Origin of the sequence: Nocardia sp. JW2, from assembly GCF_051843015.1 — a bacterium.
Classification (GTDB): Bacteria; Actinomycetota; Actinomycetes; order Mycobacteriales; family Mycobacteriaceae; genus Nocardia; species Nocardia coubleae.
This window is the reverse complement of sequence record NZ_JBPXLK010000015.1, coordinates 127,082-142,216: the sequence shown is the minus strand read 5'-3', so window position 1 is coordinate 142,216 and position 15,135 is coordinate 127,082. Positions and strand designations below refer to the sequence as shown.

Genomic DNA, 15,135 nt, shown 5'->3' with positions numbered 1-15,135 from the left:
CCCGCGCCATCGACGCCCGCCCCGGCGACGACTTCCACGCCGAATTCACCGGACTCGGTTCGGTCCGTTTGCGTTTCAGCTGACCTTCCCTAGGAGTATTCCGTGACAAGTAAAGTCACCGCCGCGATCGTGGGGTCCGGCAACATCAGCACCGATCTGCTGTACAAGCTGTTGCGTTCGGACAAGATCGAGCCGCGCTGGATGATCGGCATCGACCCGGACTCCGAGGGGTTGAAGCGCGCGAGTGGGCTCGGCCTGGAAACCTCCGCCGAGGGCGCGGACTGGCTGCTCGCCCTCGACGAGAAACCCGACCTGGTGTTCGAGGCCACCTCCGCCTACGTGCACCGCGCGTACGCACCGAAGTACGAGGCCGCGGGCATCCGCGCCGTCGACCTCACCCCCGCCGCTGTCGGCCCGGCCGTGATTCCGCCGGTGAACCTGGATTCGCTGCGGGACGCGCCGAACGTCAACATGATCACCTGTGGTGGGCAGGCGACCATCCCCATGGTCGCGGCCGTTTCGCGGGTGGTGCCGGTGCAGTACGCCGAGATCGTGGCGTCGGTGGCGTCGGTGTCGGCCGGGCCCGGTACCCGCGCCAATATCGACGAGTTCACCAAGACCACCTCCAAGGGTGTCGAAACGATCGGTGGCGCCCAGCGTGGCAAGGCCATCATCATCCTGAATCCGGCCGAGCCGCCGATGATCATGCGCGACACCATCTTCTGCTCGATCCCCGAAGACGCCGACCGCGACGCCATCGCCGACAGCATCCTGCGGATGGAGAAGTCCATCCAGGAGTACGTGCCCGGCTACCGGTTGCTCAACGAACCACAGTTCGACGACCCGTCGGTAGTGTCCGGCGGCATGGCGAAGGTGTCGATCTTCGTCGAAGTCGAGGGTGCGGGCGACTTCCTGCCCCCGTACGCGGGCAACCTCGACATCATGACCGCCGCCGCGACCCGCGTCGGTGACGTGCTTGCCGATCAGATCATCTCGGCTCGGGTGTAAGGAGTTTCCGCAATGAGCACAATCCTGAAGCCCTTCTCGGGCGAACTCGATGTCCGCGTCACCGACACCTCGCTGCGTGACGGGTCGCACCACAAACGGCACCAGTTCACGGTGGACGAGGTACGCGATATCGTTGCCGCCCTCGATGGTTCGGGCGTTCCGGTCATCGAGGTCACCCACGGTGACGGGCTCGGCGGGTCGTCGTTCAACTACGGGTTCTCCAAGACCCCCGAACAAGAACTCATCAAAGCCGCGGCCGAAACCGCCAAGCAGGCCAAGATCGCCTTCCTTATGCTGCCCGGCGTCGGCGTCAAGGAAGACATCAAGATCTCCCAGGACAACGGCGCCTCGATCTGCCGCATCGCGACGCACTGCACCGAGGCCGATGTCTCCATCCAGCATTTCGGTCTCGCCCGCGAACTCGGCCTCGAAACCGTCGGGTTCCTGATGATGGCCCACTCCACCACCCCGGAGAAGCTGGCGAAGCAGGCGCGCATCATGGCCGACGCCGGCTGCCAGTGCGTGTATGTCGTCGACTCCGCCGGTGCCCTTGTGCTCGAACAGGTTTCCGACCGCGTGTCCGCCCTGGTCGCCGAGCTCGGTGACGATGCCCAGGTCGGTTTCCACGGCCACGAGAACCTCGGCCTCGCCGTCGCCAACTCCGTCTACGCGGTGCGCGCCGGAGCCACCCAGATCGACGGCTCCGCCCGCCGTTTCGGCGCGGGCGCGGGCAACCTCCCCGTCGAAGCCTTCATCGGGGTCTGCGACAAACTCGGCATCAAGACCGGCGTCGACTTCTTCGCCGTCACCGACGCCGCCGAAGACGTCGTCCGCCCCGCCATGCCCACCGAGTGCCTCCTGGACCGCCAGGCCCTGATGATGGGCTACGCGGGCGTCTACTCCAGTTTCCTCCGCCACGCCGAACGCCAAGCCGAGCGCTACAACGTCTCCGCCGCCGAAATGCTTGTCCGCGCGGGCAAGCGCAAACTCGTCGGCGGCCAGGAAGACCAGCTCATCGACATCGCCCTCGAACTCCAACGCGAAGCCGCTTCGTCCTGACCACCCCCGATCCCGAAACGGCGTGACCCTTTCGGTCACGCCGTTTCGCTGTCTGCCCCGAGACGCGTCACCACCTGAGCGTGGTGATCTTGGTTCAGAGGCCGGAAACTCGCTGGACACGGGGGATATAAGTGGGGGATGAGTGAAAACGGTCAGGCATTGTTCTGCGGCGGGGACTTGGCGGCACGGATCGAGCGGGTGGAGACCGCGGCGATCGTGGGGGCCGCTCGGGTCGGGATCGGGCGGGGAGTCGAGGGGTTCGTCCGGGAGATCGGGGGTGGGGCGGCTTGTTTCGCGGGGGAGGGATCACCGTTGAACAAGGTGGTGGGGGTCGGGTTCGGTGGGGTGCCTTCGGTGGGGGAGTGGGAGGCGATCGAGGCGGCTTACGCGCGGGTGGGGTGTCCGGTGCAGGTGGAGTTGTCGCAGTTGGGGGAGGCGGGGATCGGGGAGCAGCTGACGGGGCGGGGGTATCGGTTGATGTCGTTCGAGAATGTGCTCGGGATGCGGTTGGACGGCGACGAGTTCGCCGTGCCGGACGGCGTGGAGGTGCGACTCGATACCGGGGAGGATCTCGGTGCGTGGCTCGATGTGGTGGTCGACGGGTTCGCCCATCCCGACGAAGGTCCGACCCACGAGGAATTCCCGCGCGAGGCGATTGCCTCGGTGATGCGAGACATGGCTTCGGCCAACGAGACCCGTCGCTACCTCGCCTACCGTGACGGGACCGCGGCCGGTGGAGCGAGCCTGCGCACCGACGGTGGGATCGCGGCCCTCGCGGGCGCGGCCACTCTTCCGTCGCATCGACGACGAGGCGTCCAAACCGCCCTGCTCACAACACGTCTCAACGATGCCGCGAAGGACGGTTGTGATCTCGCGACAGTCACCACCGCGCCCGGTTCCAAGTCGCAGCAGAACGCGCAAGGTCGAGGATTCTCGCTCCTCTACACCCGCGCGATCCTGGTGAAGGAGCTCTGAAGACCGCGCTGAGAGCGGTCGCGAGTCAGAGTGCGGTGAGGGCTTGGGCCACGCGGGCCGCCCGCTCTTGCGGCGTGGTGGCCTTGAGGATCGGGAGGAACAGTCGATACCGATCCGAACGGCTGAGCGCGGCGTAAGCCGATGCCGCGCGGGGTGATTCGGCGAGTGCCGCAGCCAGCTCCGCGGGGGTTTCGGCGGTGCTCTGCCGTTCGTAGGCTGCGGCCCAGCGCCCGTCGGCGACGGCCTCCTCGATCGCCGCGTAGCCGGCGGGCCGCATCCGGCCGGCCGCGATCAACGCCTCGGCCTTGGCGACATTGACCTGCGACCACGGGCTGCGCGCCCGTCGCGGCGAGTATCGCTGCAGGTAGTGATGCGCGTCGAGGGAACGCCGGTGGCTGTCGATCCAGCCGTAGCAGAGCGCGCCGTCGAGCGTCTCGGTGATCGTCACCGAGGGCTCCGGCGCCCCCTTCTTCGCGATCCGCACCCACACCTCGTCCGCCGAGGTGTGGTTCGCGGCCAGCCACGCTTCCCATTCGGCGGCGTCGGCGCAGGTGATGAATTCGATGCTCGCGTTCATGGGAACCATCTTGCTCGCCAAAGTGCTCACCGAATGAGCAGTTTTACAACCAGGGTCGCCACCTTTCGCGCGGCAACGAAGGCCGTGGCTCCGGGTTGCCACTGGCGCCGCAGGCAGTATCGGCACCCGGGTAACGAGCGCACCGGGATGCCGGACAGCGGGCACTGTGGCGCGTCCTATGCGGCGGCGAGGGCGGACAGCAGAGTGTGGGCGCTCTGTTTGGCCTGCTCGGTGCGGTCGGGTCCGTTCACACCTTGGAGGTGGAACGCCCAGTGAGCCTCGAACAGGCAGGCCAGGGCGTACGCGGTGACGGCAACCCGATCCGGTGATGCGGCCGGGTAGGCGGCACTGAGCTGTTGTTCGAGGCCGGGTAACCACCGGTTCGTCCAGAGGTCCGTGAGACGTTGCCGCACAACGGTTTCCCGAGCCGCCAGTGCGACCAGTTCGCACCACACCACCAGATCGTCGCGATCGGCGTAGGCGCCGGGCTCGAACATGCGCGCCACCCGTTCCTCGACGGGCGCGTCGGCGTCGAGGCGCAGCAGGTTGTCGCCGTACTCGGCGACGGCGTCGGTGATGAACGCCTGCATGAGACCGTCGCGGCTACCGAAGTAGTGCAGCACCAGGGTGCGTTGCACACCTGCCGCCGTCGCGACCCGTGACAGCGTCGTATTCGCGAACCCGTCGGCGGCTACCACCGAGCGCGCCGCCCGCAGGATCTGCGCGATCCGCTCGGGAGCCTTGCTGGGGCGGCCGATTTTATTTACTGTCATGACAGTCAATATATTCGAAGGGGAGGCAGTGATGCGAGTTCTGGCACTGGGTGGGGCAGGGGAAATGGGGCGCGTCGCGGCACGCGTCCTGCGCGGCGACGACAGGGTCACCGCGTTGACGGTCGCCGATCGTGACGAACGGGCGGCGCGCAAGGTCGCGGGGGAACTCGGTGCCGAAGCACGAGCGCTCGATGTCACCGACGGTCCATCACTCGCCGCGGCACTGCGTGAGGCGGACCTCGTGGTGAACACCGTGGGTCCGTACTTCCGCTTCGGCCCGCCGATCCTGGCCGCCGCCATCGCCGCGGGTTGCGACTACATCGACATCTGCGACGACCCACAGCCCACCGCCGACATGCTCGAACTCGACACCGAGGCGAAAGCGGCCGGCGTGACGGCGCTGCTCGGCATGGGCGCGAGTCCGGGCGTGGCGAACCTGCTCGCGGTCCGGGCGGGCGCCGAGCTCGATCGGGTCGACTCCCTGGTGACGGGCTGGAACATCCACTCGGCCCACACCGAGGAAAGCGCCGCGGCGACCGCCGCCGTCGTGCACGGCATGCGCCAGATCAGCGGGAACATCCCGGTGACCAGGGCGGGTGCGCGCGTCGAACGCCCTGCGCTGGAACGGTTTCGGCTCGAATACCCGGGACTCGGCACCGGTGAGGGCCGCAGCTTCGGTCACCCGGAGGCGATCACCTTGCCGCTGGCTTTCCCCGGTGTCGAGGACGCGACCTCGGTGGTCGTCGCCGATCGTCCGACCTCGGCCGCGCTCCTGGCACTGCGCTGGGCGATGAACCGCCGCCTGCTGACCGTCGATCGCGCGGCGCTCCTGGCTGCCCGCCTCGAACGCCTGCTCCCGGCCGACCCGGCAACTCTCGTCGCGGCCGGTGGACTTCCGCCGCTGTTCGCCATCGCCGAGGGGAGACGAGACGGCTCGCCCGCAAGTGTCGCCACTGCGCTGAGTCAGGTCCCCGGCCTGTCGATGGCCGACAACACCGGCGTCCCGTTGGCTGTCGGCGCGCTGCTGCTGGCCGCGAACCCACGTCCAGGGGTACACGCACCCGAAACGCTGATCGACCCGGACCAGTTCTTCGCCGCCTTCGCGACCCACTGCCTCGGCGCACCGGACCCCGCGGCGATGACGATCACCACCCGAAGCTGGGCAACCCCCGACAGCAACGCCGCGGCGCTGTCGTCCGCCCTGCTGACAGCCCTCATCGCGGCGCGCTGAGCCCTCGTTTGATCGGAGCCTGTGCCCGGACCAGTTCTTCGCCGCTTTCGCGACGCACTGGTCCGGGCATGCCCACCCGTCCACGATGACTTGTCACGACGGCAAGCTGGGCTGCGCCCGAAGCCAACGACGAGGCTTTGTCGTCCGCCCTGATCGTGGCTGAGCGCACAACCGGGCGTCGCCGCTCTACACGTCGGCGATGCGTGCTCACTCGAGCACAGGCGCCACTTACAACCAGGTGTCGAGGCTGGTGGTGGTGAGGAAGTGGTCCAGGTCGGCGCGCCAGGGGGCGGGGGTGGTCTTGTCCGGTTCGATGCCGGTGTACTGCCCACGGTAGAACAGCAGCGGGCGGCCGTTGGTCGTCGACTCCGATTCCGTCAGGGCCTGCACGCGCCCGATGACGATGTAGTGGTCACCACCGTCGACCACCGAGTCGACGGTGCATTCGATGGTCGCCAATGAACCGTCGAGCACGGGCACACCCAGATCCGAGGTGTGCCACGCGACTCCGGCGAACTTGTCCGGTTCGCGGGAGCCGAAGCGGGCGCACGTCGGCTGCTGTTCCTCGGCGAGCACGTTCACACAGAACTTGCCCGCCGCCTCGATCGCCGCCCACGAGCGCGACCCTTTGGTGGGGCAGAACAACACGAGCGGCGGATCGAGGGAGAGGGCGGCGAAGGACTGACAGGCGAACCCGATCGGCGCACCGTCGGGGTCGAGCGCGGTGATCACGGTGATGCCGGTGCAGAACTGTCCCAGCACATTACGGAATTGCCGGCCGTCGATCGCCGGTGTCTGTTCGGTCATGTCCCTAGCCGCCATTCCCTATTGCTGCTTGAATCCGACGGTGAAGTCGTGACCCCAGAGGCTGACCGCGGTGGATTCGCGGGCCGTCCAGTTGTCGTCGTCGACTTCCAGTCCCTCACAACCGAATTCGATGTCGAATCCACCCGGCGTCTTCATGTAGAACGACAGCATCTTGTCGTTGATGTGCCTGCCCAGGGTGGCCGACATCTTCACCTTCTTGCGCAGAGCGCGGTCCAGGCAGAGGCCGACGTCGTCGGAGTTCTCCACCTCGACCATCAGGTGCACGATGCCGGTGGGATTCGGCAGCGGCAGGAACGCCAGCGCGTGGTGGCGTGGGTTGCAGCCGTAGAAGCGCAGCCAGGCGGGGTCGCCGTCGGCCGGGCGGCCGACCATCTGCGGTGGCAGCCGCATGGAATCGCGCAGGCGGAAGCCGAGCACATCCTGGTAGAAGGCTTGCGCCGCAGCATCATCGGTGCAGGTCAGCACCACGTGGCCGAGGCCCTGCTCGGCGGTGACGAACTTGTGGCCGTAGGGGCTCACGAAACGGCGACCCAGGTACTGCGCCCCGTAGAACGCCTCGAGGGTGTTCCCGGACGGATCCTGGAACCGGATCATGCCCTCGACGCGGCGCTCGCCCAGCTCGTCCTTGGTCCCCTCGGTGTAGTCGACCCCGGCCTTGTCCAGGGTCTCCCGCAACTGCTGCAGGCCACGCGCGTCGGTGACCTCCCAGCCCGAGACCAGCAGCCGGTCCTGCTCGCCGGGGACGATCACCAGCCGCGCGGCGAAATCATCCATGCGCAGGTAGAGGGCGTCGGGGTTCAGTCCGGTGCCCTCCATCATGCCGAGCACCTTGAGGCCGTACTCGCGCCAGGCCGCCATGTCGGTGGCCTCGATGCGCATGTAGCCGAGTGCGCGAATACTCATCACTTGCTCCCGAGGAAATCGACTGTGAGCCGGTTGAACTCGTCGAACTTCTCCAGCTGCGCCCAGTGGCCGCAACCGCCGAACACGTGCAGCTGCACCCGGGGAATCACCTTGGTTGCTACGAGCGCGCCGTCGAGCGGGTTCACCCGATCCTCACGGCCCCAGATCAACAGCACCGGCTGACGCAGTTTGTAGGCGTCGCGCCAGAGCATGCCCTTCTCGAAGTCGGCGCTCGCGAAGGACTTGCCCATCGCGCGCATGGCCGCCAGCGATTCGGGGGTGCTCGCCTGGGCGAAGCGTTCGTCGATGAGCTCCTCGGTGACCAGCGACTGGTCGAAGACCATGATCCGCAGGAACTTCTCGAGGTTCTCCCTGGTCGGCGCGTAGCTGAACGCCGAGAGCAGCTTGACGCCCTCGGTGGGGTCGGGCGCGAACAGGTTGGTGCTCAACCCGCCCGGACCCATCAGCACGAGTTTGCCCGCGCGCGTGGGGTAGTCGAGCGCGAAGCGCACCGATGTGCCGCCGCCGAGCGAATTGCCGAGCAGGTGAACACGATCGGTGATCTCGAGATGATCGAGCAGCGCGAGCAACGCGGTGGACGCGTGCACGAAGTACTGCGGATGATCCACCGGCTTGTCGGATTTGCCGAAACCCGGCTGGTCCAGGGCGATCACATGGAAGTTCTCGGCCAGTACCGGAATGTTGCGGGCGAAGTTCGACCACGCCGAGGCGCCGGGTCCGCCACCGTGCAACAGCACGATAGTCGGACCGTTGCCGACGCCCGCTTCGTGATAATGCAACTTCAAAGAGGGGGTGACCTGCGCGAAGCGTGAGGTCGATTCGTAGGTGATCTCAGCGGTCTGGGTCATCGGCTACACCATGGCGTCGGTGACGGGCAGCCCGAACTCGTGCGTGCCGTACATGACGTAGGCGCGCTCGGGATCGTTGGCCGCGTGTACTCGTCCGGCATGCGCGTCACGCCAGAAGCGCTGCAGCGGAGTGCCGTTGGCCAGCGCGGTGGCGCCGGAGGATTCGAAGAGCTTGTCGATCGAGGCGATCACCCGGCCGGTGGCACGCACCTGGTCGCGCCTGGCCCGCACACGCAGGTCGAACGGCACTTCCTCGCCCGCGACCAGCAGCGCGTACTCCTCGGCCACATTGCCCGAGAGCTGACGCCAGGCGGCATCGATATCGCTGGCGGCCTCGGCGACGCGCACCTTGGCGAACGGGTCGTCCTTGGCGTTCTCACCCGCGTAGGCCGCGCGCACACGCTTGCCCTGATGCTCGACGTGCGCCTCGTAGGCGCCGTAACCCATGCCGACAATCGGGGTGGAGATGGTGGTGGGATGGATTGTGCCCCACGGCATCTTGTACACCGGATCGGAATTCTGCGCCAGGCCCGGCGAGCGACCCTCGCTCATCGCGCGGAAGCTGAGGAAGCGGTGCGTCGGCACGAAGACGTCCTCCACCACAACGGTGTTGGAACCGGTGCCGCGCAGGCCGACCACATTCCACACGTCGTCGATGCGGTACTCCGAGCGCGGAATCAGGAAGCTGCCGAAGTCGACCGGCTTGCCGTTCTTGATGACGGGTCCGCCGAGCACGGCCCAGGTCGCGTGATCGGAGCCCGAGGACCACGCCCACGACCCGCGCACGATGTACCCGCCGTCGACCGCCTGGCCCATGCCCATGGGGGCGTACGACGAGGAGATCCGCACGTCGGTGTCCTCGCCCCACACCTCTTCCTGTGCGGCCTGGTCGAACAGTGCGAGGTGCCAGTTGTGCACGCCGATGATGCCCGCCACCCAGCCCGTCGACCCGCAGGCACTGGCGATGCGGCGCACGGAGTCGTAGAAGACCACCGGGTCGGCGGCATGCCCGCCCCACTGCTTGGGCTGCAGCAGCCGGAAGAACCCGGTCTCCTGCAGTGCCTTCATGGATTCGTCGGGTATGCGGCGCAGGTCTTCGGCCTCCTGCGCGCGTTCGCGCAGCGTCGGCAGCAGCGCCTCGACCCGTTCGGTCACTTCTTGCGTCATTTCGCCAGCCCGTTCCTGCCCTGTCGGAATCGACAAACTGTTCTCGTTCGTCTCTGAGACTAGAACAGGTTCCCATTCCTGTCGAGAAGGGAATAACGCGGACAGCTAGCGTGAACCGGCCGTATTTTGTAACGTGTTCTAGTGAAGAAGGAGGGTTCGGGATGGCAGTCAACCCCAAGGTGAGAGAACTCGATGTCGGTACCACGCCGACCAGGTTCGCGCGCGGCTGGCACTGCGTCGGTCTCGCGAAGACGTTCCGCGACGGTAAACCGCACGCGGTCGAGATCTTCGGAACCAAACTCGTGATCTGGGCCGATACGTCCGACCAGCTCCGTGTGCTCGACGCCTACTGCAGGCATATGGGCGGTGACCTGAGCATGGGCTCGGTGAAGGGCGACGACATCGCCTGCCCGTTCCACGACTGGCGCTGGGGGGCGAGCGGCAAGTGCACGGCGATCCCCTACGGCCGCCGGGTGCCGCCGCTGGCGCGCACACGCAAGTGGACGACGCTGGAACGCAACGGTCAGCTGTTCGTCTGGCACGACCACGAGGGCAACGAACCGCCGCCCGAGGTCACGATCCCCCACATCGAGGGCGTGTACACCGACGCGGACGGCAATCCCAGCGAAACCCACGACAGCGGCTGGACCGACTGGACGTGGAACTCGCTGCTGATCGAGGGTGCGAACTGCCGCGAGATCATCGACAACGTCGTGGACATGGCGCACTTCTTCTACATCCACTACGCCTTCCCGACGTACTTCAAGAACGTCTTCGAAGGCCATGTGGCGACCCAGTTCCTGGAGACCAAGGGCCGCCCGGATATCGGCATGGCGGCCAAGCACGGCGGTGAGACGCTGCTCAAGTCGGAGGCGTCGTACTTCGGTCCGTCCTACATGATCAACCCGCTGATCAACATCTACAGCGGGTACGAGATGAAGGTCGTGCTGATCAACTGCCACTACCCGGTCACCCAGGACTCGTTCGTGCTGCAGTGGGGCCTGACCGTCGAGAAGCCCAAGGGCATCGACGACGCGACCGCGACCAAGCTGGCCAACACGATGACCACCTTCTTCGGCGACGGCTTCCTGCAGGACGTGGAGATCTGGAAGCACAAGTCCAAGGTCGAGAATCCGCTGCTGTGCGAGGAGGACGGCCCGGTCTACCAGCTGCGGCGCTGGTACGACCAGTTCTACGTCGACATCGCCGATGTCACCGAGAAGATGACCCAGCGCTTCGAGTTCGAGGTCGACACGACCAAGGCGAACGAGGCATGGGAGGCCGAGGTCGCCGAGAACCTGCGGCGCAAGGCCGAGGAAGCGGGCGTGTGACATGGCCGCCAGCTGGGCCAAGGCACCGGATTTCGCAGATCAGCCCGCCCGCCGGGCGGCGGTGCGGGCCCAGACCGCCCTCGACCAGCAACGGTATCTCGACGAAGGCCTGACGCCGCTGCGGTGTCAGGCCTGCAGCACCGAGGTGCTGGTGCGCAAGTACAGCGCGCACCAGACCTCGGTGCAGTGGACCGAGCGGCCCGACACGCGCTGTCCGGTCTTCGCCGAGCTGAGTTCCCACGGTGCCCGGCCCGGTCGGCCGGACACCTGTCCGTCGCTGCAGAAGACGATCGAGTGGGCGGTCGACGAGGGCGTGCTCGAGGTTCCCGAATAAAACCTCAGTCGCCGACGGTGAGCGCCTGGGCTTCCTCGATGCTGTGCGGCGCGGGGTCGTGGTCGTCGATGTGGGCCAGGGCGCCGCGCCCGAGGAACAGGACGGTGACCCCGGCGGCGGTGCACGCCGCGCCGAGCCAGAACGGCAGGGACACGCTGTGCTCGCCGAGCTTGCCCGCCACCCAGGGCGCGGCCGCGCCGCCGGCGAACCGGACGAAGCTGTAGGCCGCCGACGCGGTCGACCGCTCGACCGGCGCGGAGATCATCACGGCCTCGGTGATGAGGGTGTTGTTCACGCCGAGGAACAGCCCGGCGACCACGACCCCGACGATCAGCACGATCTTGTGCTCGGCGTACAGCGCCATGAGCGCCAGGTCGGCGGCGAACAGGCCGAGGGACAACCCCATCATCGGCAGCGTGCCGAAGCGCGCCTGCAGTCTCGGGGCGAGGAACACCGAGGCCACCGCGAGCATCACGCCCCACCCGAAGAAGATGAAACCGATCGCGTAGGTGCCCATGTCGAGGGGGAACGGCGTGTAGGCGAGCAGGGTGAAGAAGCCGAAGTTGTAGAGCAACGCGGTGATGCTGACGGTGAGCAGTCCGCGGTGCCGCAGCGCCTTGAACGGCGCGCTGATCGAGGTAGGGGTCGCGGGCTTGGGTAGTTCGGGCAGCAGCACGACGATCGCGACGAAGGCGACGGCCATCAGCACGGACACGCCGAAGAACGGACCGCGCCAGCTGATCCCACCGAGTACCCCACCGAGCAGTGGTCCGGTCGCGATGCCGATACCGAGGGCCGCCTCGTAGAGGATGATCGCCTTGGCGACTCCGCCCGTTGCCGCGCCGACGATGGTGGCCAGCGCCGTTGCGATGAACAGGGCGTTGCCGAGACCCCACCCGGCACGGAAGCCGATGATCTCGCCGATGGTGCTCGACATGCCCGCCAGCGCGGCGAACACGATGATGATCGCCAGGCCCGACAGCAGGGTCTTCTTGGCGCCGAAGCGACTGGAGATGACGCCGGTGACCAGCATGGCGATGCCGGTGACGGCCATGTAGCTGGTGAACAGCAGCGAGACCTGCGAGGGGCTGGCGTTCAGCTGTTCGCCGATGGGTTTGAGGATGGGATCGACGAGGCCGATGCCCATGAACGCGATGACGCTGGCGAAGGCGACGGCCCAGACGGCTTTCGGCTGGCCGGTGGAGGTGGCCGCGGCGTCGTTGTCGCGAGTCAACGGAGAGATGCTCATGAGCGCTCCTGGTTGCTTCACTGGTGACCGCGGGCAACCGCGCGCAGGGCTGTCAGCAGGTCGTTCATGTCGGTGTCTAGCCGGATCAGCCGGTCGAGGTCGAAATCGGCGAGTCCGGGCGCCAAGGCGGCCGCGTAGGCGCGTCTGGCGCGGGTGAGGCGGGACCGGCCCGCCGGGGTGAGTTCGACGCGCACTGCCCGCGAGTCCCTCGGGTCCTTGGTGCGGGTGGCGAATCCGTCGGCGACGAGCCGACCGAGCAGCGCCGTTGCCGCCGGTTGTGAGCATCGATCGATGCGGGCGAATTCGCTGACCCGTAGGCCGTCGTGCTCCTCGAGCACGGCGAGGGCGCGCAGCATCGCGCGGGGCAGGTCGTCGGAGCTGACCGCCCCGGCGAGCCGGGTGAGCCGACCGGCAGTGACCAACAGGTCGACCACGATGTCGTCTGCTGATGGCTGCTCGTTCTGCTGCACAGGAAAATTATTGCATAAGCTAACTATCTAAATCGGGCAGGTGCGTCGTGAAACGGGCCACAACGCACGAAACCCCAGCTCCGTGGTGTCGGAGCCGGGGTTGCGGAAGTGCACGTCAAGCGGCGATCGGACGGCGGGCGGTCCCGAACAGTTCCGCGGTGGCGTGTGCCCGCTTGAAGTACAGGTGGGCGTCGTGTTCCCAGGTGATGGCGATACCGCCGTGCAACTGGATGGTCTCGGCGGCCACCGTGCTGAACGCCTCGGTGCAGTAGGTGCGGGCCACCCACACGTCCTCGGCGGCCGAATCACTGCCCGCCGCCAGCGACTGGGCGGCCAGCAGCGCGGCCGATTCCGCCGATTCGACGAGCACGTACATATCGGCCATGCGGTGCTTGAGCGCCTGGAAGCTGCCGATCGGCCTGCCGAACTGCACGCGCGCGCTGGTGTATTCGACCGTCATCTCGAGGCAGCGGCGGGCCGCGCCGACCTGTTCGGCGGCCAGTGCCGCCCACGCGATGTCGCGCAGCCGGGTGCCCGGGTCGCCGAGCCTGGTCGCCGGGGTTTCGGTGAAGGTGATGCTCGCCAGGGCGCGGGTGTGGTCGAGTCCAGGAGTCGGCGTCACAGTGACACCTGCTGCGGTAGGCGAGGTTTCGAACAATCCGTCGGCGGTGAGTACGAGCAGGACGTCCGCTTGGGCGCCGTGCAGCACGTAATGCGCTGTCCCGCTGAGTGATCCGCCTGTCGCGCGAACGCCGTAGTCATCCCAACCCTGGGAATCCGCCCAGCACAGCGCGGCCGTGCGAGAGCCTTCGGCGAGATCGGGGAGCAGCCGCTCGCAAGCCTGCTCATCGCCGGCCAACAGGACGGCTTGGACACCGAGTACGGCCGAACCGAGCATCGGCACGCCGCTCAGCACCCGGCCCAATTCGCCGACGACCATAAGCGATTCGACGAGACTCGCGCCCACCCCGCCCCACTGCTCCGGCACCGCGAGGGCCGCGACCCCCACCTGCTCGCACAACAGCTGCCACAACTTCGGGTCGTACCCGAGGTCGCTGTCCATCGCCGCGCGAAGGGCTTCCGGAGTCGCGTGCTTGGCCAGCAGCGCCCGCACCGACGAGCGGAATTCGAGCAGTTCATTCGATGACATGGGATTCCTCGGCGAAGTCGGTGATGGAATGCGCACAGCCGGGCCGTGCCTCGGATCGCGTCGAACCCGGCCGCCACACGGGGTAGACGAGCTGTGCGCGCGAAGGGGTGGACATCATGTCGGGCACAACATCTCAGCTCGCTGCCGTCGCGCGGAGTGCGGCGGCGATCCTGGCGCGGTGGAAATCGGCCGTGCCCCAGGCGGTGCGCAAGGCCGCGACCCTGGTGAGCCACAGTGACAGGTCGCATTCGGCGGTGTAGCCGATGGCGCCGTGTACCTGCAGACCCGCCCGCGAGGCGCGGTGGGCGGCATCGCCGCAGGCCACCAGCGCTGCCGAGACATCGCGGGCGCGGTCGGCGGAGTCGAGAGTGAGCGCGGCGCGGTACAGCAGCGGCTCCGCCAGATCCAGCGCGATCCGCACATCCGCGAGCTGCTGCTTCACGGCCTGGAATTCGCCGATGAAGCGACCGAACTGCTTGCGCTGCTTGGCATAAGCGGTGGTCTGATCGAGGATGGCCCGGCCGGCACCGAGCAGTTGCGCGGCGCAGGCCAGCACACCCAGGTCGAAGGCGAAGTCGACGGCGTCCTCTGCCGCCTCCGCCAGCACCTCGTCGCGCACCGCTGCGTACAGCTTGCGGGCGGGATCGATCGACGCGATCGCCGCCGCACTCTCGAACCGGCGCGCGCCGTGTTCGCCGGAGCGCTCAGCTGCGGCGGCCTGCGTAGGAGCCTCGTCGGGACGTGCGGGTCGACCTGTGGAGACGTGTGCACTACCGGCGACCAACACGAGGTCGGCGGTATCCGCGTCGAGCGCGACGGTGCGGCCGCCGTGCTCGAAGGCGATCGAGCCGAGCAGTTCACCAGTCGCCACGCCCGACAGCCAGCGCTCCGCGGCGGCCGGGAGATGTTGCAGCAGAGCGGGAATCACGGCGGCGGATTCGATCACCGGACCCGGCACGGCCGCGCGCCCGAGTTCGATCAGTGCCACCACCAGGTCGACCGGCGTGGCATCCGCGCCGTCGTGTTCCTCGTCGACGATCAGGCCGAATACCCCCATGTCGGCGACCTGCCGCAGGATCGCGCGGCCACGGGCGGTGTCGCCCTCGGACCAGGCGCGCACGGCGGCAGGCACCTGCCCCGCATCGAGGATCTTGCGCAGCTCCGCGGCGAAGTCGAGCTGCTCGGTACTGAGGGCGAATCTCATCGCACCC

At 67.5% G+C, this 15,135-nt stretch carries 16 protein-coding genes; 6 read left to right on the top strand and 10 right to left on the bottom strand.

All coding sequences use genetic code 11. The features are described 5' to 3' along the window. Positions 1–102: 102 nt before the first annotated feature. From ACSVDM_RS21120 to ACSVDM_RS21110, 3 genes are all read left to right on the top strand, one after another. On the top strand, positions 103–1,008 hold the full coding sequence (locus ACSVDM_RS21120; RefSeq protein ID WP_067495595.1) for an acetaldehyde dehydrogenase (acetylating): 906 nt from the start codon (positions 103–105) through the stop codon (positions 1,006–1,008). Between the two features lie 12 nt (positions 1,009–1,020). After that, positions 1,021–2,067: a 4-hydroxy-2-oxovalerate aldolase gene (gene dmpG, locus ACSVDM_RS21115; protein WP_439267210.1), complete on the top strand. Its 1,047-nt coding sequence runs from the start codon at positions 1,021–1,023 to the stop codon at positions 2,065–2,067. A 159-nt stretch (positions 2,068–2,226) separates the two neighbouring features. After that, positions 2,227–3,042, top strand: coding sequence for a GNAT family N-acetyltransferase (locus tag ACSVDM_RS21110; RefSeq protein WP_439267221.1), 816 nt, complete (start codon positions 2,227–2,229; stop codon positions 3,040–3,042). Positions 3,043–3,067: 25 nt separating this feature from the next. Here the strand turns inward: ACSVDM_RS21110 and ACSVDM_RS21105 are convergent, their stop codons facing one another. Both ACSVDM_RS21105 and ACSVDM_RS21100 read right to left on the bottom strand, forming a co-directional pair. Beyond that, positions 3,068–3,619 carry a YdeI/OmpD-associated family protein gene (locus tag ACSVDM_RS21105; RefSeq protein ID WP_439267209.1) on the bottom strand — a complete coding sequence of 184 codons (552 nt, stop codon included), beginning with the start codon at positions 3,617–3,619 and terminating at the stop codon, positions 3,068–3,070. 176 nt (positions 3,620–3,795) lie between these two features. Next, complete coding sequence (locus ACSVDM_RS21100) at positions 3,796–4,392, bottom strand: TetR/AcrR family transcriptional regulator (protein WP_439267207.1); 597 nt, start codon at positions 4,390–4,392, stop codon at positions 3,796–3,798. A gap of 31 nt (positions 4,393–4,423) precedes the next feature. Between ACSVDM_RS21100 and ACSVDM_RS21095 the strand changes: the two genes are divergently transcribed. Continuing rightward, positions 4,424–5,623, top strand: a complete 1,200-nt coding sequence (locus ACSVDM_RS21095; RefSeq protein WP_439267205.1) for a saccharopine dehydrogenase family protein — start codon at positions 4,424–4,426, stop codon at positions 5,621–5,623. A gap of 228 nt (positions 5,624–5,851) precedes the next feature. Here ACSVDM_RS21095 and hsaB read toward each other — a convergent pair whose 3' ends face one another. Genes hsaB through hsaA form a run of 4 tightly spaced genes read right to left on the bottom strand, consistent with a single transcriptional unit; the run spans position 5,852 to position 9,390 of the window. Next, on the bottom strand, positions 5,852–6,430 hold the full coding sequence (hsaB, locus tag ACSVDM_RS21090; RefSeq protein ID WP_439267203.1) for a 3-hydroxy-9,10-secoandrosta-1,3,5(10)-triene-9,17-dione monooxygenase reductase subunit: 579 nt from the start codon (positions 6,428–6,430) through the stop codon (positions 5,852–5,854). Between the two features lie 18 nt (positions 6,431–6,448). After that, entirely contained in the window at positions 6,449–7,357 is a 909-nt protein-coding gene (gene hsaC / locus ACSVDM_RS21085) for an iron-dependent extradiol dioxygenase HsaC (protein WP_133733945.1), read from the bottom strand. Further along, positions 7,354–8,223 carry a 4,5:9,10-diseco-3-hydroxy-5,9,17-trioxoandrosta-1(10),2-diene-4-oate hydrolase gene (hsaD, locus tag ACSVDM_RS21080; protein ID WP_439267200.1) on the bottom strand — a complete coding sequence of 290 codons (870 nt, stop codon included), beginning with the start codon at positions 8,221–8,223 and terminating at the stop codon, positions 7,354–7,356. The genes hsaC and hsaD overlap by 4 nt, the downstream gene beginning before the upstream one ends. Positions 8,224–8,226: 3 nt before the next feature. Continuing rightward, positions 8,227–9,390, bottom strand: a complete 1,164-nt coding sequence (gene hsaA / locus ACSVDM_RS21075) for a 3-hydroxy-9,10-secoandrosta-1,3,5(10)-triene-9,17-dione monooxygenase oxygenase subunit (RefSeq protein WP_439267198.1) — start codon at positions 9,388–9,390, stop codon at positions 8,227–8,229. Between the two features lie 161 nt (positions 9,391–9,551). Between hsaA and ACSVDM_RS21070 the strand changes: the two genes are divergently transcribed. After that, the gene (locus tag ACSVDM_RS21070; protein WP_439267196.1) at positions 9,552–10,721 is read left to right on the top strand and encodes a Rieske 2Fe-2S domain-containing protein; all 1,170 of its coding nucleotides are present in this window, start codon (positions 9,552–9,554) and stop codon (positions 10,719–10,721) included. 1 nt (position 10,722) lies between these two features. Beyond that, positions 10,723–11,055 (top strand): hypothetical protein, encoded by a 333-nt coding sequence (locus ACSVDM_RS21065; RefSeq protein ID WP_439267194.1) that lies wholly within the window; start codon positions 10,723–10,725, stop codon positions 11,053–11,055. Positions 11,056–11,059: 4 nt separating this feature from the next. Here ACSVDM_RS21065 and ACSVDM_RS21060 read toward each other — a convergent pair whose 3' ends face one another. The 4 genes from ACSVDM_RS21060 to ACSVDM_RS21045 form a co-directional block, all read right to left on the bottom strand. Then, positions 11,060–12,304: an MFS transporter gene (locus ACSVDM_RS21060; RefSeq protein WP_439267192.1), complete on the bottom strand. Its 1,245-nt coding sequence runs from the start codon at positions 12,302–12,304 to the stop codon at positions 11,060–11,062. A 17-nt stretch (positions 12,305–12,321) separates the two neighbouring features. Continuing rightward, positions 12,322–12,774 (bottom strand): MarR family winged helix-turn-helix transcriptional regulator, encoded by a 453-nt coding sequence (locus tag ACSVDM_RS21055; RefSeq protein ID WP_439267190.1) that lies wholly within the window; start codon positions 12,772–12,774, stop codon positions 12,322–12,324. 115 nt (positions 12,775–12,889) lie between these two features. Further along, positions 12,890–13,924 (bottom strand): acyl-CoA dehydrogenase family protein, encoded by a 1,035-nt coding sequence (locus tag ACSVDM_RS21050; RefSeq protein ID WP_439267188.1) that lies wholly within the window; start codon positions 13,922–13,924, stop codon positions 12,890–12,892. A gap of 133 nt (positions 13,925–14,057) precedes the next feature. Further along, a complete protein-coding gene (locus tag ACSVDM_RS21045) occupies positions 14,058–15,128 on the bottom strand; it encodes an acyl-CoA dehydrogenase family protein (protein ID WP_439267186.1) in 1,071 nt (356 codons plus the stop codon). Positions 15,129–15,135 lie beyond the last annotated feature (7 nt).